The sequence below is a fragment of the Zoogloea sp. genome (assembly GCF_044344315.1).
GTDB lineage: Bacteria > Pseudomonadota > Gammaproteobacteria > Burkholderiales > Rhodocyclaceae > Zoogloea.
Genome location: NZ_JBIJDC010000001.1, coordinates 107,904 through 127,159 on the forward strand (window position 1 = coordinate 107,904; position 19,256 = coordinate 127,159).

Below are 19,256 nucleotides of genomic sequence, written 5' to 3' on the forward strand. Positions count from 1 at the left end.
CGGCATTCGTCCATTCCGTCACGCCCGAGACGCAATCTAACCTGAGCCCCGCGCCGGGAGCCTGATTCCGGGCTTTGCAGCGCCCCGAAATGGCTTCATCATCGGGGCACATCATTGCCACTCCCGGTCACGAAAGCCCCTCCATGAAATACCTGTCCCTGCTGCTCACCACCCTGCTCCTCGGCACCTCTGCCTTCGCCGCTCCGCCCAGCAACGAGTCCATCTCCCAGCTTCTGGTGGCCACCCGGATGGAACGCTCGGTCGGCGCCGCCCAGCAAGGCCTGGAGCAAGCCGTGCGCAACTCCATCAACCAGAGCCTGCAGGGCCGGACCCTTACCCCCCAGGGCCAGAAGGTCATCGAGAAATTCTCTGCCGACGCGGGCGTGATCATCCGCAAGGAGATCAACTGGGCTGACCTCAAGGGCGCCTACCTGAAGCTCTACGCCGAAACATTCACCCAGGAGGAAGTGGACGGCCTGCTGGCCTTCTACCGCAGCCCGGCCGGCGTCGCCCTGCTGGAGAAGATGCCCCAGGTCACCCAGAAGTCGGCCGCCATCACCCAGCAGCGCATCGGCCCCCTGGTGGAGAAGCTCAAGGCGTCCATGGCGCAAACCGTCCAGGACGCCAAGGCGGCCAAGTAAGCCCATGGCTCCGGGCCTGACGGAATGAAGCTGCCTCCTGCCCTGAAGGCCCTGCTGGCCCAGGCCATCGGCACCGCGACCGCGCTCGCCGCGGCCCGCAGCGGCATGCTGCCGGGTGGTCTGTGGCCGGTGGTCGTGGTCCAGGCACTGGCCGCCACGGCAACGGCCACCGCGCTCGGCAGCGCGCCCTGGTGGCGCTGGATCCACCTGGGCTTCGCGCCCCTGGTGGTGGTAGCCCTGCAGTTGAACATCGCCCCCGGCTGGTATCTCGCCGCCTTCATCGGTTTCGCCCTGGTCTTCTGGAGCAGCTTCCGCACCCAGGTTCCCCTGTTCCTGTCCAACCGGGCCACCGCCGCCGCCGTCGCCGAACAGCTCCCCCGCAACCGCCCGTCCCGCCTGCTCGACCTGGGTAGCGGCACCGGCTCCCTGCTGCGCCCCCTGGCGCAAATGCGCCCGGACTGCCGCCTGGAGGGCATCGAATCCGCACCCGCACCCTACGCCCTGTCGGTGCTGCTGACCCGCCGGGAGCCCACCATTGCCGTGGCCCGGGGCGACTTTTTCGACATTCCGTGGAGTGACTACGACCTGGTCTACGCCTTCCTGTCGCCGGTGCCCATGGCCGAGGTGTGGCGCAAGGCCAGCGCCGAGTTGCGCCCCGGCGCCCTGCTGGTCAGCAACAGCTTTCCCGTCGAAGGTATCGATCCGGACCACATCATCGACGTGGACGACCGGCGTCACACCCGCCTGTACTGCTACCGGCCCGCCGGGCCGGCTTATCAGCAGAAATCTGGAATTACAGGTCTATAGCCCCTCAATTCCACCTCTCCTGCGGCCGTTAATGCCCGAATAATGGCGCCATCGCGCCTGGCGTTCAGCGAGAGGATTCCCACCATGTCCCGGATCATCTGCATCATCGGCAACAAGGGCGGCACCGGCAAGACCACCCTGTCCCACATGCTCTGCCAGGGCCTTGGCCTGCTTGGTCAGCGCTCGGCCTGCATCCTGACCGATACCTCCCGCGAACCCCTGAGCCCCGACGGACGGCGCTACGTCACGGCCGACGCCCGCACCCCCGAGGCCCTGCATAAGGTCGTCAGCAAGCTGCGCACCATGAACGGCTGGATCGGCGTCATCGACGGCGGTGGCAACCGCGCCGAAGTGGACCGCACCCTCAACGGCCTCGCCGACATCGTGCTGCTGCCCTTCCGCGACTCCCACGAAGACCTGCGCACCGTCCTCCACGACCTGGAAGCCTTCCCCCACGCCTACGCCCTGCCCTCCCAGTGGCCCACCAACGCCTGGGCCCGGGACGCCGCCGACCGCAGCGTGGCACAGATGCTCGGCGCCCACCGCGACCGCCTGCTTCACCCTGTAGCCAGCCTGTCAGCCTCCAAACTGCTGCTCCAGAAGACCATCCCCGACGGCCTGCCCTCCAACGTGGGCAACGCCTGCCGGGCCCTGGCGCGGCAGGTGATGGAGGTCCTGGAGATCGGTGACAGTGCCGGCGAGGCCCCCCGCAGCGAGGCCCAGGCCGAAGCACCCGCCCCGCCGCCGCCCTCCGTTCTCCCCGAAGGCTACGCCAGCACCGCCCACCACTGAGGCAGCCCCGGCACCTTTCCTTGACCTAGGCGGTTTACCCACCGGGGTGGGTCGGGCAGAATGCGCCGACCTTCGACTTCCCGGTTTGCCTCCCGATGCTCCGTGCCCACGGCCTGGCCTGTGACCGCGGCGACCGCCGCCTGTTTTCCGCCGTGGACTTTTCCCTTGCCCCTGGCGAATGGCTGCAGGTGGAAGGCGCCAACGGAGCCGGCAAGACCAGCCTGCTGCGCATGCTGGCCGGTCTGGCGCCGAGCGCCGACGGGCACATCGAATGGGACGGCCAGCCGGTACGTGATGTGCGCGACGAATACCATGCGCGCCTGCTCTATCTGGGCCACGCCCCGGCCATCAAGGAAGACCTCTCGGCCCTCGAAAACATCCAGACCGCCGCCGCCGTGGCCGGCCGACCGCTGGACGAGGCCACCGCCCTTGCCGCCCTGCGCCGCATCGGCCTGAAGGGTCGCGAGGATCTGCCGACCCGGGTGCTCTCCCAGGGGCAGAAACGCCGCGTGGCCCTGGCCCGCCTGCTGTGCAGCCAGGCGCGGCTGTGGATTCTCGACGAACCCTTCGTGGCCCTGGACGTGGCCGCCGTATCCCAGCTGTGCGGCATCCTCGACGAGCACCTGTCGCGGGGTGGGCTGCTGATCTTCACCAGCCACCAGGCCGTGCAGCTCGCTGGCACCGGCAACACCCTCAAGCTCGGCCCGACCCCAAATACACCGCGGGCCCGCCCCGATAGGGAAGAGGTGCCGGCATGAGCGCGAGCCGCCCCATGCACCACCCCGAAGTGCGCAGCACGGAGAGTGTCCAGTGAGCGCCTTCATTGCCATCGTCCGTCGTGACCTGCTCCTCGCCGCCCGGCGCAAGAGCGAGGTGTTCACGGCCCTGTTCTTCTTCATGATCGTGGTCAGCCTGTTTCCCCTGGGCATCGGGCCGGAAACCGCCATGCTGCGGCGCATTGCCCCGGGCGTGCTGTGGGTCGCCGCCCTGCTGGCCGCCATGCTGTCCCTCAACCGCCTGTTCGCCGCCGACCACCAGGACGGAACTCTCGAGCAGATGAGCCTGTCTCCCACTCCGCTGGCCCTGCTGGTGAGTGGCAAGGTGCTGGCCCACTGGCTGACCTCCGGCCTGCCCCTGGTGCTGCTGGCACCGGTGCTGGGCCTGCAGTTCGACCTTTCGCCCCGGGCCCTGGGCGTGCTGATGATCAGCCTGTTGCTGGGTACCCCGGTGCTGTCCCTGGTCGGCGCCATTGGCGCGGCCCTGACCCTGGGTGTGCGCGGCGGTGGCGTGCTGCTGTCCCTGCTGGTGCTGCCCCTGTATATTCCAGCGCTCATTTTCGGTGCCGGCGCAGTGGAGGCAGATGTGGCCGGGCTGGGCGCCGGCGGTCACCTGTCACTGCTCGGCGCGCTGCTGGCGCTGGGCGTGTTCTTTGCTCCCTGGGCCGCCACCGCAGCCCTGCGAATCGCCCTCGAGTAGGGCGCCCCGATCCAATCAACCGGATTCATCCATGAGTCAGCGTCTCGTCAATTGGTTCAAGTTTGCCTCGCCGGCCAGCTTCTACCCCCTCGCCGGGAAGATGTGGCCCTGGTTTGCAGCCATCGGCAGCGTGCTGGCAGCCGTCGGCCTGTGGATCAGCTTCTTCGTCGCCCCCACCGACTTCCAGCAGGGCGAGGGCTACCGCATCATCTTCATCCACGTGCCGGCCTCGTGGATGTCCATGTTCATCTACTGCGTGATGGCCTTCTGGGCGGCCATCGGCATCACCTTCAACACCCGCCTGTCGGGCATGATGAGCTCTGCACTGGCGCCCACCGGCGCCCTGTTCGCCTTCCTGTCCCTATGGACCGGAGCCCTGTGGGGCAAGCCCATGTGGGGGGCCTGGTGGGTGTGGGACGCCCGCCTCACCTCCGAGCTGATCCTGTTCTTCCTGTACATCGGCTACATCGCCCTCACCGCCGCCATCGATGACCCGCGCCGGGCCGACAAGGCCGGGGCCATCATCGCCCTGGTCGGCGTGGTGAACGTGCCCATCATCTATTTCTCGGTGAAGTGGTGGAACACCCTGCACCAGGGCGCCTCCGTGTCCCTCACCAAGGCGCCGTCCATGGCCACCACCATGCTGTGGGGCATGCTCATCATGGCCCTGGCCTTCTGGATGTACAGCATCGCCATCGCCCTGTACCGGGTGCGGGCCATCATTCTCGAACGGGAACGCCACGCCACCTGGGTGGCCGAACTACCGGAGATGCAACGATGAACTGGGGCAGCGCAGGCGAGTTCTTCGCCATGGGGGGCTACGGCCTCTACGTCTGGGGCAGCTTCGGCGTCACCGCCGCAGCCCTCCTGATCGAAGGCGTGCTGGTACGCCAGCGCCTTGCCGCCGCCCGACGCAGCCTGCGCCGGGAACTTGCTGCCGACCGCGACACTCAGGACTGAATCATGAAACCACGTCAGAAACGCCTCGCCATCATCGTCGGCGGGCTTGCCACCCTCGGCATCGCCGCCACCCTCATCCTCAACGCCTTCCAGAGCAACCTGGTGTTCTTCTTCACTCCCACCCAGGTGGCCAACGGAGAAGCCCCCAAAGAGCGCGCCTTCCGCATCGGCGGGCTGGTCAAGGAGGGCAGCCTGCAACGCAGCGACATCGTTGCCCGCTTCATCGTCACCGACACCGCCAAGGAGATCCCGGTGGCCTACGAAGGCATCCTGCCCGACCTCTTCAGCGAGGGTAAGGGTGTGGTGGCCCAGGGCGTACTGAGTGCAGACGGCAAATTCACCGCGACCGAGGTGCTCGCCAAGCACGACGAAAACTACATGCCGCCGGAAGCCCAGGCCGCCGTAGACCAGGCCCACCAAGCCACCCGTACCCTCAAGCAGTAAGCCCGGAGGCTCCCCATGATCCCGGAAATCGGCAGTTTTGCCCTCGTCCTCGCCCTGCTGGTCGCCCTCGTCCAGGGCAGCCTGCCGTTGATCGGCGCCCAGCGTGGCGTCCCCGCCTGGATCGCCCTGGCCCGCCCGGCCTCGTCGGTGCTTTTTCTGCTCATCGCCGTGGCCTTCGGCTGCCTCACCGCGAGCTTCATCAACAACGACTTCTCCGTCGTCTACGTCGCCCAGCACTCCAATTCGCGCCTCCCCCTGGAATACCGCATCTCCGGCGTATGGGGCGGCCATGAGGGCTCGCTGCTGCTGTGGGTGCTGATGTTGTCCCTGTGGTCCCTGGCCGTGGCGGCTTTCTCCCGCAGCCTGCCCGACGACATGGTGGCCCGGGTGCAAGGCGTGCTGGGCCTGGTGGCGGCCGGCTTCCTGCTGTTCATCCTGCTCACCTCCAGCCCCTTCGAGCGCCTGCTGCCCGGCGCCGAGGAAGGCCGCGACCTGAACCCCCTGCTGCAGGACCCGGGCCTGATCTTCCACCCGCCCATGCTCTACATGGGTTACGTCGGTTTCTCGGTGGCCTTTGCCTTCGCCATCGCCGCCCTGCTGTCGGGCCGCCTGGACGCCGCCTGGGCGCGCTGGTCGCGGCCGTGGACGACCGCGGCCTGGATCTTCCTGACCCTGGGCATCGGCCTCGGCTCAATCTGGGCCTATTACGAGCTGGGCTGGGGTGGCTGGTGGTTCTGGGACCCGGTAGAGAACGCCTCTTTCCTGCCCTGGCTGGTGGGCACCGCCCTGATCCACTCCCTGGCCGTCACCGAAAAGCGCGGTAGCTTCAAGAACTGGACCGTCCTGCTCGCCATCGGTGCCTTCTCCCTGTCCCTGCTGGGCACCTTCCTGGTCCGTTCCGGGGTGCTGAGTTCGGTGCATGCCTTCGCCACCGACCCCAAGCGCGGCATCTTCATCCTGGTTTTCCTGGCCGTGGTGGTGGGCTCTTCCCTGGCCCTCTTCGCCTGGCGCGCGCCCAAGGTCAGCCTGGGCGGCGCCTTCGCCCTGGTGTCCCGGGAAACCCTGCTGCTGATCAACAACGTGCTGCTGCTGTCCGCCGCCGGGGCCGTGCTGCTGGGCACCCTCTACCCGCTGGTGATCGATGCCCTCAACCTGGGCAAGCTCTCCGTCGGCCCCCCCTACTTCAACGCGGTGTTCACCCCGCTGATGGTGCCCCTGCTGTTCCTGATGGCGGTTGGCCCGGTAGCACGCTGGAAACAGGCCAGCCTGGCCGAGATTGCCCGCCCCCTGCGTTGGGCCTTCGGTATCGCCGTAGCAGCCGGCGTCAGCATCCCCTTCTTCTTTGGAGGCTGGTCCGGCAGCGTCGCCCTGGGCATGGGGCTGGCCATCTGGATCGTCGGCGCTTCGGTGCTGCAGATCCTCGCCCGCACCCGCTCCGGCATGCCGCCGCGGGCCTTCTGGGGCATGCACCTGGCCCACATGGGCGTGGCTGTCACCGTGGTCGGCATTGTCATGGTGACCCAATACGAATCCGAAAGGGACGTGCGCATGGCCCCTGGCGACACGGTGAAGACCGGTGAATACCAGATCCGCTTCCTGGGCGTGGAGAGCGTCGCCGGCCCCAACTACAACGCGGCCCGCGGCAACCTGGAGCTGCTCAAGGACGGCGTGCTGGTCATGCCCCTGCACCCGGAGAAGCGCAAATACCTCTCTTCGGCCATGCCCATGACCGAGGCCTTCATCGACCCGGGCCTGACCCGCGACGTCTACGTGTCCCTCGGTGATCCGCTGGAAGGTGGAGACGGGGCCTGGAGCGTGCGCGTGTACTACAAACCCTTCGTCAGCTGGATCTGGGGCGGTGCCGTGCTGATGGCCCTGGGCGGCCTGCTTGCCGCCAGCGACCGGCGTTATCGCCTCAAATCCACCGCAGCACGGGCCGGCAAGCTGGCCGCCCAGGGAGCCGCATCTTGAAACGTTTCCTGATTCCCCTCGGCCTCTTCCTGGTCCTGGTCGTCTTCCTCGCCATTGGCCTCAATCGCGACCCCCACGAAGTTCCCTCGCCCCTGGTGGGCAAGCCCGCCCCCGCCTTCAGCCTCGAGAAGCTCGCCGAACCCGGCAAGACCTTCTCGCCGGCCGACATGCAGGGCCAGGTATGGCTGCTCAACGTGTGGGCATCCTGGTGCGTGTCGTGCCGGGCCGAACACCCGCTGCTGGTCGCCTTCGCCAGGCAGGGCGGGCTGCCCATCGTCGGTCTCAACTACAAGGAAGTGCGCGGCGACGGCGGCATTGATGCCAAGAAGCTGTCCCCCGCGGACGAAACCAGCCTGACCCGCCAGCGTGCCGGTGCCTGGCTGAGCCAGCATGGCGACCCTTACACCCTGTCGGTCCTCGACATGGATGGCCGGGTCGGCATCGACTACGGCGTGTACGGCGTGCCGGAAACCTATCTCATCGACAAGAAGGGCGTGATCCGCTTCAAGCAGATCGGCCCGATCACCCCCGATGCCCTGGAGAAGAAGATCCTCCCCCTGGCCCGCCAGCTGGCAACGGAGTCCTGACATGAAGGCACTCCGCCGCACCCTCACCACCTGCGCCACCGCCCTGCTGCTGGGCCCCCTGGGCCTCACCGCCCAGGCCGGCGAAGCCACGCCAATGGCCGACAACCCGGTTGTCGAGGCCCGTCTGATCGCCATCTCCGAAGAGTTGCGCTGCCTGGTGTGCCAAAACGAAAGCCTGGCGGGCTCCCGCGCCGAGCTGGCCGAAGACCTGCGCCGGGAGGTACGCAAACTGATCCAGGACGGCAAGACCGACCCCGAGATCAAGGAATACCTGGTGGCTCGCTACGGCGACTTCGTGCTGTACCGGCCGCCGGTCAAGCCGACCACCTGGCTGCTCTGGTTCGGCCCCTTCGCCCTGATGGCCGGCGCCGTCACCGGCATGATCCTGTACCTGCGCCGACGCGCCTCCCGGGTTGAACCCGCCCGCCTCTCCGCCGCCGACAAGGCCTCAGCCGAAGCCCTGCTTGCCGATACGCCTCCCCGCCCGAAAGACCCCGCATGACCGCCTTCTGGATCGCCGCCGGGCTGCTCACCGCCCTTGTCCTTGCCGTGCTGTGCTGGCCGCTGCTGCGCCGCCGGGAAAACACCAGCGCCTCCCGACGCGCCATCAATGCCGCCATCTTCCGTGACCAGATGGCCGACCTGGAGCGCGATCTGGCCGTCGGCACCCTCTCCCGGACCGACTACGCCACCGCCCGCGACGAGCTCGAACGACGCGTCCTCGAAGACGTGGCCGATGACGGCAGCCCCGCCGCCGAGGCCCCCAGGCGCCTGCCCCGTACGGCCATCGGGCTGGGGCTCAGCCTGCCGGCCGCGGCTGTCGCCCTGTATTTCGTGCTGGGCACCCCGGCCGCACTGGACCCCGCCGCCCAGCAAGGCAGCATGCCGAGCCAGGCCGAGGTGGAGCAGATGGTCGCCACCCTGGCCGCCAAGCTCGAGAAGAACCCGGAGAACCTCCAGGGCTGGGCCATGCTGGGCCGCAGCTACAAGGTCATGGGCCGCCTTGAAGAGGCCGGCAAGGCCTTCGACAAGGCCGGCGCGATCATGGAATCCGAGCCCGAACTGATGCTGGAAGTGGCCGAGCTATCGGCCGAAATCAACCAGGGCAAGGTGGAGGGCCGTGGCGCGGCGCTACTGAAGAAAGTGCTGCAGACCCAGCCGGACAACCCGCAGGCGCTGGTACTGGCGGGCACCGACGCCTACTTCCGCCAGGATTACCCCGCTGCCCTGCGTCACTGGGAGCGGGTACTGGCCCAGGTGCCACCCGATTCGGAGGACGCCCGCAACCTGGGCGCCGGCATCGAGAAGGTGCGCAGTCTGATGGGCCAGGGCGCGCCCGCGCCCGCGCCCGCCCCCGCACCGGCAGCCAAGCCTGCAGCCACCGGCCAGGCCGCCGCCGTCAGCGGACGGGTCAGCCTGTCACCGGCGCTCAAGGACAAGGCCAGCCCCGACGACGTGGTCTTCATCTTCGCCCGCCCCGCCAATGGGCCGCGCATGCCCCTGGCCGTGCTGCGCGTGCGCGTGGCCGATCTGCCCAAGGACTTCACCCTGGACGACAGCATGGCCATGAGTCCCGATGCCAAGCTGTCCTCGGCCAGCGAGCTGCGCATCGAGGCGCGCATCTCCAAGACTGGCGATGCCATCGCCAAGCCGGGTGACCTGAGTGGCGAGCTTTCACCGGTGAAGCCCGGCGCCACCGGCCTGAAGGTCGTCATCGACAAGATCCTGCCCTGAGCCCTCATCGGGCTCAGCCTGAAGCCCGAAAAAGCGGATGGCGTTACGCCCCGCCGACTTGGCACGGTACATGGCGATATCCGCCTGCTTGAGGAGTTCATCACGGGCCTCGCCATGCCCATTGAACAGGCAGACGCCAATGCTGGCGGTGCACCGGTGGCTTACCCCCGCACCGCCGGCCGGCAGCACCAACAGGTAAGGCTGGGCAAGGGCCTGCCGCAGCTTCTCGGCAACCCGGCCAGCATGGGAAGCAGCAGCCTCACGCCCCTCGTCCAGGTGTTCCAGCACCACCACAAACTCATCGCCCCCCAGACGGGCCACCGTATCCGTCTCGCGGACCGATGCACTCAGGCGCCGGGCCACCTCCGTCAGCAAGGCATCGCCCATGACGTGGCCGTACTGGTCGTTGAGGCCCTTGAAGCCATCCAGATCAAGGAACATCAACGCCCCCCGGCTGTTGTTGCGGGCACTTGCCGCCAGGGCCTGATCGAAGCGGTCGTGAAAGAGCCTGCGATTGGGCAGACGGGTCAAAGGATCGTAGAAGGCCAGCTGCTGAATCTGCTCCTCCGCCCGCTTGTGCTCGGTGATGTCCGAGAACGCCGCCACGTAATGGGTGATCCGCCCTGAACGGTCACGCACCGCCGAGATGGTGACCCACTCGGCAAAGACCTCGCCGGACTTCCGTCGATTCCAGATCTCCCCCTGCCAGAAGCCCTCCCGCGCAAGCCCCTCCCGGAGCCGTCGGTAGAACTCCGCATCGTGACGGCCGGAATGGAGCAGGCGTGGCGTCTGCCCGATGGCCTCCCGGGGGGTGTAGCCAGTCATTGCCGTAAAGGCCTGGTTGACCCGCACGATGCGTTCCTCGGCGTCGGTGATGAAGATGCCCTCCTGGGTCTCGAAGGTGGCTGCGGCAATGCGCAGCTCACTCTCTGCCTCCTTGGCCTCGGTGATGTCCATGGCGAACCCCTGCCAGGTCAGGCTGCCGTCCGCGGCGGCATCGGGGATCGCATCCATATGCCACCAGCGCAACCCGCGCCGGGGGTGCCGGATACGGCATTCCAGATGCCAGGAGCCAAGGGTGCAGGCCGAGGCATGCAGCGACTCGACAAGGCACGCCCGGTCGTCCTCATGCAGCGCGTCCATCAGGCTGTCGGCGGAGATCGCCAGAGTTTCAGGCGTGAGGCCCCACACCTCCCGCGCCACTTCGCTGACAAAGGGCATGCTGTGGCGCCCGTCAGCACCCACCCGGTACTGGAAGACCACCCCGGGAATCTGCGACACGATGACCCGCAGACGCTGGTTGAAACCATGTTCGGCGGCCCGCGCCTCGCCCTCAATGATCGTCTGCAGCAGGCCGTTGAACGCGCCGGCCAAGGCACCGATCTCGTCATCCCGGCGCACCGGCAAGGGCTGGCGGGGGATCGCGCCATCACGCATGGCCCCCAGCAGATCCACCGCCTCCCCCAGGGGTTTGAGCTCCCGCCGCAACCACCACCAGCCGACGCTGCCCGCCAGCACACTGAGGACCAGGGACGATGCCAGCAGTCGCCAGCGCAGGGCATAGAAGGGCGCAAAGGCCTCGTCGGCAGGTAGCACGGACTGCATCAGCCAGCCCGTCGAGCGCACCTTGCGGCTGGACGACAGCTCCACCACACCCCGCGAACTGCGGGCCAGGCCCGAGCCTTCGTAGCCATCGATGTAGCGGTCATACACAGGGTTGATGCCCACCGGTGGCCCCGGCCGCATGACTCGGGATTTGTCGGTTCCGGCGATGAAGATGCGCTGGACCGGATCGGTGATCAGATAGCCGCCTCGACGGCCGAAACGGTTGGCGCTGATTTCGTCGAGAAAATTAGGAACCGCCAGATTGGTCAATCCGATAAGGCTGCCAACAACGCGCCCGCCCGCATCCCGGATCGGGACAATCATCGGCACCACCGGCTGACGGGTGGTCTTGCCCACCTGGGCTTCCCCCACTCCGGAGCGGCCACTTTCAAGGGTCCGGATGACGGCCGGCACATCAGCGTAATTCACACCCTGGCGGCCGTGTTCGTCGGGCAGACTGATCAGGGCCGTCCCCTGCCGGTCGGTCACCAGCACCCCCCAGTTGAAGAGCATCAGCAGTACGGCCTGACTGCTTATCAAGGCACGCAAGCGGTCGGGTTGCGCCAGAAGCGGCGCATCAATGCCCTCCGCCAACACCTCCAGGGCCTTGACCCTCTCGGTCACAGAGCGGTCGATGTCGTCTGCCAGCAGGGAGACCACCGAATACTGCTGGGTCGACAGGGTGCCCAGCATCTCCTGCTCCAGGGAGTACATCCACGCCAAAGTGGTCACCCACAGGGCTACCATCACCCCCGCCAGCACGCCCGCCGCCACGCGCAGGCGCAACGAACTTGAAAAGGGCTTCAATGCTGCACGCACGCGAGCCTTGAGCGTCACCATGCTTCTTCCATCCTCCTGCACTCAGGGTAAGCCCTTGCATCCACGTCATGGCCGTCACAAAACCCATTTCGGGCACATTATTATCCCACGACCGATAGGGACGGACTATCCGGAGCATGCCCACTTTCAATTGGCCGGCGCAGCCCGTGCGTCGTATCATCATCAGGCGTTAAGGTGCCTCCACGGTTCCGAAACGAGCTTGAGCGGCGCGCCGGGGCACAACAAAGACCCCCAAAACCCCACAGAGATTTCATCCCGGCGCAGCCTTTTTTCCGTTCCCCGTCCAACCGCTTCCTGATTCCGCCACCCTGGCAGAGTCGTGCTGCCCGCAAGGCGCCCAAGCCTCCGAGCTCCTCTTGCACCTCCAGAACCTCTTCTCTCCGCTGCCGCCAGCGGGCCCGGACGAACACTTCGAGCCTCTGTTGCACCGGCCGGGGCTGCGCATCGAACGCATCGTCTCCCACCGCCACGCGAGCCCACCCGGTTTCTGGTACAACCAGAGCGACGACGAGTGGGTGATGCTGGCCCAGGGCAGCGCCGAACTCGAATTTGACAGCGGCGAACACCTCACCCTCACCCCCGGCGACTGGTTGCTGATCCCCGCCGGACGGCGCCATCGGGTTGCCGCCACCGGGCCGGACACCGTCTGGCTGGCCATCCACATCACACCCTGAATTCCGCAGCGAGCGGATATTTGGGTACTCTCTTGTCCTTTCCGAGCTGGAGTCCGCCCCCATGATCCGTCATAGCCTCACCCGCCTGGCCTTCGCCCTGGCCGCTGCAACCATCCTTCTTCCCGCTGCACCGGCGCTGGCCGAGGCCCCAGCCGTCCGTACCCAGGTGCCCGGCTTCTACCGCCTCGCCGTCGGTGAGGTGGAAGTGACCGCCCTCTACGATGGCTTTATCGATCTCGATACCAAAGTCCTGAGCAACGCCAGCCCGGCCGAAGTCCAGCGCCTGCTGACCCGCATGTTCCTGGGCGGCCAGAAGGTCCAGACCGCGGTCAATGCCTTCCTGGTCAACGCCGGCGGCAAGCTCATCCTCGTGGACACCGGCGCCGCCAAGGCCTTCGGCCCGGCCCTCGGCTTCATCGGCGACAACCTGAAGGCCGCCGGCTACAGCCCCGAGCAGGTCGATATGGTGCTGCTGACTCACCTTCACGCCGACCACGCGGCGGGCCTGCTCGGCGCCGATGGCAAGCCCCTGTTCCCCAATGCAGAAGTCCGGGTCGCCCAGGCCGACAATGACTTCTGGCTGTCGGAAGAGATCGCCGCCAAGGCGCCGGACGGCTTCAAGCCCTTCTTCAAGCTGGCCCGGGAGGCCGCCGCCCCCTACCAGGCTGCCGGCCGCTGGAAGCCCTTCAGCGGTGAAGTGGAGCTGGCTCCCGGCATCAAGGCGGTGGACGCCCACGGCCACACCCCCGGCCACACGGCCTACATGATCGAATCGAAGGGCCAGCGCCTGCTGATCGTCGGCGATGCGGTTCATAGCCACGCGGTGCAGTTCGCCCGGCCGGAAGTGGCCATCGAGTTCGACAGCGACAAGAAACAGGCCGTGGCCGCCCGCAAGAGGCTATTCGCCCGGGCCGCGAAGGAGAAGCTGGCTCTCGCCGGCATGCACCTGCCCTTCCCCGGCCTCGGTCACGTGCGCGCAGACGGCAAGGGCTACGCCTGGGTACCGGTGGAGTTCAGCCCCATCCGCAGCGACAAGTAAGTCGTTTTCTCGCACCCACGCAAAAGGGCGACCCGAGGGTCGCCCTTTTGTTGTCCGGACCAGGCCGGTTTAGAGACCGGCGTCGGCCCGCAGTGCGGCGGCCTTGTCGGTATGCTCCCAGGTGAAGTCCACCTCATCACGGCCGAAGTGGCCGTAGGCGGCGGTGCGGGAGTAGATGGGGCGCAGCAGGTCGAGGGCGGCAATGATGCCCTTGGGGCGCAGATCGAAGTGGGCCCGCACCAGCTCGACGATGCGGTCTTCGGAGATCTTGCCGGTACCGAAGGTTTCCACCATCAGGCTGACCGGCTGGGCCACGCCGATGGCGTAGGCCACCTGCACCTCGCACTTGTCGGCCAGGCCGGCAGCCACGATGTTCTTGGCCACGTAACGGCCGGCATAGGCCGCGGAGCGGTCCACCTTGGAGGGGTCCTTGCCCGAGAAGGCGCCACCACCGTGGTGGGCGGCACCGCCGTAGGTGTCGACAATGATCTTGCGGCCGGTCAGGCCGCAGTCGCCGTTCGGGCCGCCAATCACGAAGCGGCCAGTGGGGTTGATCAGGTAGCGGGTGTTACCGGTGAGCAGCTCCTTCGGCAGCACCGGCTTGATGACCTCTTCGATCACCGCCTCGGTCAGATCGGCGTGGGAGATGTCAGGGTGATGCTGGGTGGACACCACCACGGTGTCGATGGCCACCGGCTTGCCGTCTACGTACTTCACGGTGAGCTGGCTCTTGGCATCGGGGCGCAACCAGGGCAGGCGGCCGTCCTTCCGCACTTCGGCCTGCCGCTGCATGATGCGGTGGGCGTAGTAGATGGGGAAGGGCATCAGGCTCGGCGTTTCGTTGGTCGCGTAGCCGAACATCAGGCCCTGGTCGCCGGCACCCTGGTCCAGGTCCAGGCCTTCGCCTTCATTCACGCCCTGGGCGATGTCGGACGACTGGCGGTTGATGGCGGTGAGCACCGCGCAGCTCTTGTAGTCGAAACCGATGTCTGAATCATCGTAGCCGATGCGCTTGATGGTCTCGCGGGCGAGATCCATGTAGTTGATGTCGGCACGGGTGGTGATCTCGCCGGAGATCACGACAAGGCCAGTGGACACCAGCGTCTCGCAAGCTACCCGGCCGCGGGGGTCCTGGGCCAGGATGGCATCGAGCACCGCATCGGAAATCTGGTCGGCGACCTTGTCCGGATGGCCTTCGGAGACAGACTCCGAAGTAAACAGGAATTCACGGGCCATGCAACGCTCCTCAAAAAACAAAAATCCCCAGTGGTTCGGCGTTGCCGCCTCCGGGGATCTTCAGAGCGGCGACGCTTTAGCAGTATTTTTTGGGCGCCTCGGCAGTCTGGCTGCGCTGTACCCCCGCCCTGCAAGTTGTCGGATTAACTCGGCGGATTCACAATTATAACTTTGCGCACCCGGCCGTCAATTCGGCCCCTATCCGGCACTGGCTGATGGCGTCCCTGATATTCAAATTTCTTGCCAGTCTTCCCCTAGGACTCCTGCAGACCCTTGGCGTTCTCGCCGGCTGGCTCACCTACGCCCTGTCACCCACCTATCGACGGCGCCTGCGCGCCAATCTTGAGCAGGCCCTCGGCCACGACGAGGCCCGGCGCATCTGGCGACGCAGCGTCGGCGAAATCGGCAAGCAGGCCCTCGAACTGGCCTGGGTGCTGCTCCGCCCCCAGAACGAGATCGCCGCCAAGGTGGTGCAGGTGAGCGGCTGGGAGCATGTGGAAGCCGCGGAAGCGAATGGCGGCGGCATCCTGTTCATCACGCCGCACCTGGGCTGCTTTGAAATCACCGCCCAGTACTTCTCCCTGCACAAGCCGATCACGGTGCTCTACCGGCCGCCAAAGAAGGCCGTACTGCAACCGGTGATCAATGCCGGCCGCCGCCGCGGCAACATGCACCTGGCCCCGGCCGATGTAAGCGGTGTGCGCCGTCTGATCAAGGCCCTGCGGGCCGGTGAAGCGGTCGGCATGCTGCCCGATCAGGTGCCCGGTGGTGGCGAAGGCGCCTGGCTGCCCTTCTTCGGCCGGCCAGCGTATACGATGACCCTGGCGGCACGCCTTTCCGAAGTGGCCGGGGTCAACACGCTCTTCGCCTGGGCCGAGCGCCTGCCCGGGGGCAAGGGCTTTCACCTGCGCTTCCGCGCGCCACTGACGCCCCTGGACGGCGACACGCATGCCCGGGCTGCCGCCATCAACCGTGAGCTCGAAGCCCAGATCCGGGAGAACCCCGCCCAGTACCTGTGGGGCTACAACCGCTACAAGCGCCCGTCCGGCGCACCGCCCGCACCTGCAACCCGGTAATCCCCCTTAATGAGTCGACTCATCGTTGCCCTGCTGTGGCTGCTGCACTGGCTGCCCCTGTCCATCCAGGCACCCATCGGCCGAAGCCTCGGCCTGCTGCTTTACTGGATCATCCTGCCCCGCCGCCGGGTGGTGCACACCAATCTGCGCCTGTGCTTTCCCGATCTGTCCGAAGCTGAACGCCGCACCCTGGCCAGGGAACACTTCGCCCTGGCCGGGCGCAGCCTGATCGAGCGCGGCCTGGCCTGGTTTGCGCCGGAGGCGCGCGTCCGCCGGATCGTGCGTGTGGAGGGCGAGGAGATCCTGGCCCGCCTGATCGCGCAGCGCCAGCCGGTGATCATGCTGACGCCCCACTTCCTCGGCCTGGATCTGGGCGGCACCCGGCTGGCCGCCAGCTTCGACTGCGTGAGCATCTACGCCCGCCAGCGCGACCCCGTGATCGACCACTGGCTGTTTCACGGGCGCAGCCGCTTCGGCAGCCAGGTGCTGCTGCGCCGGGACGAAAGCGTGCGCGCCTCCATCAAGGCCATGAAGGAAATGCGGCCCTTCTACTACCTGCCGGACATGGACAATGGCATCGAAGACTCCATCTTCTCGCCCTTCTTCGGCGTGCAGGCGGCCACCCTCTCCGCCCTGCCCCGCCTCTCCCGCCTGGGCGGCGCGGTGGTGGTGACCTGCGTGACCCGCATGCTCCCGGGCGGCCAGGGCTATGTGGTGACCCTGAGCGAACCGTGGACGGACTTTCCGAGTGGCGACGTGGAGGCCGACGTACATCGCATGAACGCCGCCATCGAAGACCTGGTCCGCACCATGCCGGCCCAGTACTACTGGGTACACCGCCGCTTCAAGACCCGCCCGCCGGGCGAGCCGAAGGTGTATTGAGGGCTGGGGGCCGACATCACAGGGCTTTCGGCAACTGCCGGCCGGCGCTGCGGGGGTTCTCCTGTAGGGGCGAATTCATTCGCCCGCGGACAGTGGGCACAGGCACGCCGATGCTGAAGGGCGCAGCCCTCAGCCCTGCTCGTCCTTCGCCGCCAGCTCCGCCAGCACCAGTGGAAAGGCCGCGCTCCCCACCAGCGCCACGCCCGACACCAGCAGTACCAGCCCGGCGCCCGACTCCTGCAGCAGAGGATGCAGATCCGCCCCCAAGCCTGCCAGCAGCAAACCACCGGCAATCAGGCACAACAGGCCGGGCACGCCCAGCAGCCACGCACCGGCCGGCAAGCGTTTGAGAGCCATACTCACACCCGCCGGAAAATCACGTCCCACACCCCGTGACCCAGCTTGATGCCACGGTTTTCGAACTTGGTAAGGGGGCGATAGTCGGGCTTGGGTGCAAAGCCCTCGGCCGTGTTGGCCAGCATCGGCTCGGCGGACAGCACCTCCAGCATCTGGTGGGCGTACTCCTCCCAGTCGGTGGCGCAGTGCAGGTAGCCACCCGGCGCCAGACGCGAGGCGATCAGCTTGACGAATGGCCCCTGCACCAGGCGGCGCTTGTGGTGGCGCTTCTTGGGCCAGGGGTCGGGAAAGTAGATATGCACGCCGGCCAGCGAGCCTTCGGGGATCATGTCACGCAGCACCTCCACCGCGTCGTGCTGGACGATGCGCAGATTGGTGATGCCGCCCTCCTCGATCAGCTTGCACAGGCCGCCGACGCCCGGCGCATGCACCTCGATACCAAGGAAGTCCTCGTCCGGCCGGGCCTGGGCGATGACTGCGGTCGATTGCCCCATGCCGAAACCGATCTCGACGATGTGCGGCGCCTGCCGCCCGAATACCGTATTCAGGTCGACGGCCTCCGGCCGGTACGGGACACCCACCTTCGGCATCATCTCGTCGAGGAAACGATGCTGCGCATCCGACATGCGCCCCTGGCGGAGCACAAAGCTGCGGATCGACTGGGAGGTAAGGCGCGAGCCCGGAACCTGTTCTTCTTCGCTCATGCCGCAAATCCGAAATATGTAGGGGCGACTTCAGTCGCCCGCGGAGGTTGATGATGGAAAGGGGGTAGGCGGGCGACGGAAGTCGCCCCTGCAGTTGCCCCAATTACCCGGTGTTCAGCTGCCGATCAGGCCGCTGGTGGGTGAACTCGGGCTCGCCGTATAGAACTTCCTGGGCATGCGCCCAGCCAGAAAAGCCTCGCGGCCGGCCTCGACGCCCTTTTTCATGGCACGAGCCATCAGCACCGGGTCTTTCGCCAGGGCGATGGCGGTATTCATCAGCACCCCATCACAGCCCAGCTCCATGGCAATGGCCGCATCCGAGGCCGTGCCCACGCCCGCATCCAGCAGCACCGGCACCTTCACCGCATCCCGCACCAGCTGCACGTTCCAGGGGTTGAGCACGCCCATGCCGGAGCCGATCAGGGACGCCAGGGGCATCACCGCCACACAGCCGATGTCCTCCAGCATCTTCGCCTGGATGGGGTCATCGGAGCAGTACACCATCACCTCGAAGCCCTCCTTCACCAGCACCTGGGCGGCCTTGAGGGTTTCCGGCATGTTGGGGAAAAGGGTGTGCGGATCGCCCAGCACCTCCAGCTTCACCAGCCTGTGGTCATCCAGCAGCTCCCGCGCCAGGCGCAGGGTGCGCACCGCGTCATCGGCCGAATAACAGCCTGCCGTGTTGGGCAGGTAGGTGAATTCGGACGGAGGCAGCGCATCCAGCAGGCTGGGCGTGTTCGGGTCCTGCCCGATGTTGGTCCGGCGGATCGCCACGGTGACGATCTGCGCCCCGCTGGCCAGCACCGCCTCGCGGGTCTCGGTGAAATCCTTGTACTTGCCCGTGCCCACCAGCAGCCGGGAAGAGTAGGCCTTGCCTGCAATCGTCAGCAAATCGTCCATCGAAGCGCCAGTCTGAAATAGAAGGGAAGAATGAAGGGGCCACCCGCTGCCCCGGAAACCCCGTTGCGGAGCCTAGCCACCACCCACGGCAACGACGATCTCGAGGGTGTCGCCCTCCGCCAGCTGCGTCGCGGCATGCAGCCCCTTGGGCACGATCTCGCCATTGCGCTCCACCGCCAGCCGCTTGCCGGTGAGGCCCATCTGGTCGAGCAGACCCGCCACGGAGACAGGCCCCACAAGAGCACGGGCCTCGCCATTGACAGTGACGGAAAGGGATGCGGAAGAAGTGGCTTGGGCAGACATGGCGCGAGTTTACCACGCCCACCGGTTGCCCTCCGCCTCCGCCCTGCGTACAATCCCGGCTCTTCGAGCGGGCGTCGTATAATGGTAATACCCTAGCTTCCCAAGCTAGAGCCGTGGGTTCGATTCCCATCGCCCGCTCCACTGCATCATTCTGCGGACTTCCGCAGAAGTCCAAGAGAGTCTGCAAGTCGTTGCCGCACAAGGACTTTTCCTCTCTTTGACGTTCTG

Annotated in this window: 22 protein-coding genes and 1 tRNA gene; 17 read left to right on the forward strand and 6 right to left on the reverse strand. The window is 66.8% G+C overall.

What is annotated here, in order from left to right; translation table 11 throughout:
- Positions 1-143: 143 nt before the first annotated feature.
- From ACIQ09_RS00515 to ccmI, 12 genes are all read left to right on the forward strand, one after another.
- Positions 144-641 (forward strand): DUF2059 domain-containing protein, encoded by a 498-nt coding sequence (locus ACIQ09_RS00515; protein WP_398304475.1) that lies wholly within the window; start codon positions 144-146, stop codon positions 639-641.
- Between the two features lie 30 nt (positions 642-671).
- Positions 672-1,448: a class I SAM-dependent methyltransferase gene (locus ACIQ09_RS00520; RefSeq protein WP_398304535.1), complete on the forward strand. Its 777-nt coding sequence runs from the start codon at positions 672-674 to the stop codon at positions 1,446-1,448.
- An 84-nt stretch (positions 1,449-1,532) separates the two neighbouring features.
- The gene (locus tag ACIQ09_RS00525) at positions 1,533-2,240 is read left to right on the forward strand and encodes a hypothetical protein (RefSeq protein ID WP_398304478.1); all 708 of its coding nucleotides are present in this window, start codon (positions 1,533-1,535) and stop codon (positions 2,238-2,240) included.
- A 95-nt stretch (positions 2,241-2,335) separates the two neighbouring features.
- Positions 2,336-2,998, forward strand: a complete 663-nt coding sequence (ccmA, locus tag ACIQ09_RS00530; RefSeq protein WP_398304481.1) for a cytochrome c biogenesis heme-transporting ATPase CcmA — start codon at positions 2,336-2,338, stop codon at positions 2,996-2,998.
- 52 nt (positions 2,999-3,050) lie between these two features.
- Positions 3,051-3,716, forward strand: a complete 666-nt coding sequence (ccmB, locus tag ACIQ09_RS00535; RefSeq protein ID WP_398304484.1) for a heme exporter protein CcmB — start codon at positions 3,051-3,053, stop codon at positions 3,714-3,716.
- 31 nt (positions 3,717-3,747) lie between these two features.
- Positions 3,748-4,497: a heme ABC transporter permease CcmC gene (ccmC, locus tag ACIQ09_RS00540; protein ID WP_398304487.1), complete on the forward strand. Its 750-nt coding sequence runs from the start codon at positions 3,748-3,750 to the stop codon at positions 4,495-4,497.
- Positions 4,494-4,676, forward strand: a complete 183-nt coding sequence (ccmD, locus tag ACIQ09_RS00545) for a heme exporter protein CcmD (RefSeq protein ID WP_398304490.1) — start codon at positions 4,494-4,496, stop codon at positions 4,674-4,676. Before ccmC ends, ccmD begins: the two co-directional genes overlap by 4 nt.
- Positions 4,677-4,679: 3 nt before the next feature.
- Complete coding sequence (gene ccmE, locus ACIQ09_RS00550; RefSeq protein WP_398304493.1) at positions 4,680-5,120, forward strand: cytochrome c maturation protein CcmE; 441 nt, start codon at positions 4,680-4,682, stop codon at positions 5,118-5,120.
- Between the two features lie 15 nt (positions 5,121-5,135).
- A complete protein-coding gene (locus tag ACIQ09_RS00555; protein ID WP_398304495.1) occupies positions 5,136-7,091 on the forward strand; it encodes a heme lyase CcmF/NrfE family subunit in 1,956 nt (651 codons plus the stop codon).
- A complete protein-coding gene (locus tag ACIQ09_RS00560; protein WP_398304498.1) occupies positions 7,088-7,678 on the forward strand; it encodes a DsbE family thiol:disulfide interchange protein in 591 nt (196 codons plus the stop codon). The genes ACIQ09_RS00555 and ACIQ09_RS00560 overlap by 4 nt, the downstream gene beginning before the upstream one ends.
- A 1-nt stretch (position 7,679) precedes the next feature.
- A complete protein-coding gene (locus ACIQ09_RS00565) occupies positions 7,680-8,180 on the forward strand; it encodes a cytochrome c-type biogenesis protein (RefSeq protein ID WP_398304500.1) in 501 nt (166 codons plus the stop codon).
- Positions 8,177-9,412, forward strand: coding sequence for a c-type cytochrome biogenesis protein CcmI (gene ccmI / locus ACIQ09_RS00570; protein WP_398304503.1), 1,236 nt, complete (start codon positions 8,177-8,179; stop codon positions 9,410-9,412). Before ACIQ09_RS00565 ends, ccmI begins: the two co-directional genes overlap by 4 nt.
- On the opposite strand, the gene ACIQ09_RS00575 is transcribed toward ccmI, so the two are convergent.
- Positions 9,353-11,857 (reverse strand): diguanylate cyclase domain-containing protein, encoded by a 2,505-nt coding sequence (locus ACIQ09_RS00575; RefSeq protein ID WP_398304507.1) that lies wholly within the window; start codon positions 11,855-11,857, stop codon positions 9,353-9,355. The two genes, ccmI and ACIQ09_RS00575, sit on opposite strands and share 60 nt — an antisense overlap.
- Positions 11,858-12,213: 356 nt before the next feature.
- Here ACIQ09_RS00575 and ACIQ09_RS00580 point away from each other — a divergent pair, with 356 nt between their 5' ends.
- Positions 12,214-12,531: a cupin domain-containing protein gene (locus tag ACIQ09_RS00580; RefSeq protein ID WP_398304510.1), complete on the forward strand. Its 318-nt coding sequence runs from the start codon at positions 12,214-12,216 to the stop codon at positions 12,529-12,531.
- A 61-nt stretch (positions 12,532-12,592) separates the two neighbouring features.
- Positions 12,593-13,570 carry an MBL fold metallo-hydrolase gene (locus ACIQ09_RS00585; protein WP_398304513.1) on the forward strand — a complete coding sequence of 326 codons (978 nt, stop codon included), beginning with the start codon at positions 12,593-12,595 and terminating at the stop codon, positions 13,568-13,570.
- A gap of 69 nt (positions 13,571-13,639) precedes the next feature.
- Here ACIQ09_RS00585 and metK read toward each other — a convergent pair whose 3' ends face one another.
- A complete protein-coding gene (gene metK, locus ACIQ09_RS00590) occupies positions 13,640-14,806 on the reverse strand; it encodes a methionine adenosyltransferase (RefSeq protein ID WP_398304516.1) in 1,167 nt (388 codons plus the stop codon).
- A gap of 215 nt (positions 14,807-15,021) precedes the next feature.
- Here metK and ACIQ09_RS00595 point away from each other — a divergent pair, with 215 nt between their 5' ends.
- Positions 15,022-15,882: a lysophospholipid acyltransferase family protein gene (locus tag ACIQ09_RS00595; RefSeq protein ID WP_398304519.1), complete on the forward strand. Its 861-nt coding sequence runs from the start codon at positions 15,022-15,024 to the stop codon at positions 15,880-15,882.
- A gap of 9 nt (positions 15,883-15,891) precedes the next feature.
- Positions 15,892-16,764, forward strand: a complete 873-nt coding sequence (locus ACIQ09_RS00600) for a lipid A biosynthesis acyltransferase (protein WP_398304522.1) — start codon at positions 15,892-15,894, stop codon at positions 16,762-16,764.
- Between the two features lie 129 nt (positions 16,765-16,893).
- On the opposite strand, the gene ACIQ09_RS00605 is transcribed toward ACIQ09_RS00600, so the two are convergent.
- The 4 genes from ACIQ09_RS00605 to thiS form a co-directional block, all read right to left on the reverse strand.
- Positions 16,894-17,121: a hypothetical protein gene (locus tag ACIQ09_RS00605; RefSeq protein ID WP_296406875.1), complete on the reverse strand. Its 228-nt coding sequence runs from the start codon at positions 17,119-17,121 to the stop codon at positions 16,894-16,896.
- 2 nt (positions 17,122-17,123) lie between these two features.
- Entirely contained in the window at positions 17,124-17,825 is a 702-nt protein-coding gene (trmB, locus tag ACIQ09_RS00610; protein WP_398304526.1) for a tRNA (guanosine(46)-N7)-methyltransferase TrmB, read from the reverse strand.
- Positions 17,826-17,939: 114 nt separating this feature from the next.
- Complete coding sequence (locus ACIQ09_RS00615; protein WP_398304529.1) at positions 17,940-18,725, reverse strand: thiazole synthase; 786 nt, start codon at positions 18,723-18,725, stop codon at positions 17,940-17,942.
- 72 nt (positions 18,726-18,797) lie between these two features.
- A complete protein-coding gene (gene thiS, locus ACIQ09_RS00620; RefSeq protein WP_398304532.1) occupies positions 18,798-19,028 on the reverse strand; it encodes a sulfur carrier protein ThiS in 231 nt (76 codons plus the stop codon).
- 67 nt (positions 19,029-19,095) lie between these two features.
- Here thiS and ACIQ09_RS00625 point away from each other — a divergent pair.
- A tRNA-Gly gene (locus tag ACIQ09_RS00625) sits at positions 19,096-19,169 on the forward strand.
- Positions 19,170-19,256 lie beyond the last annotated feature (87 nt).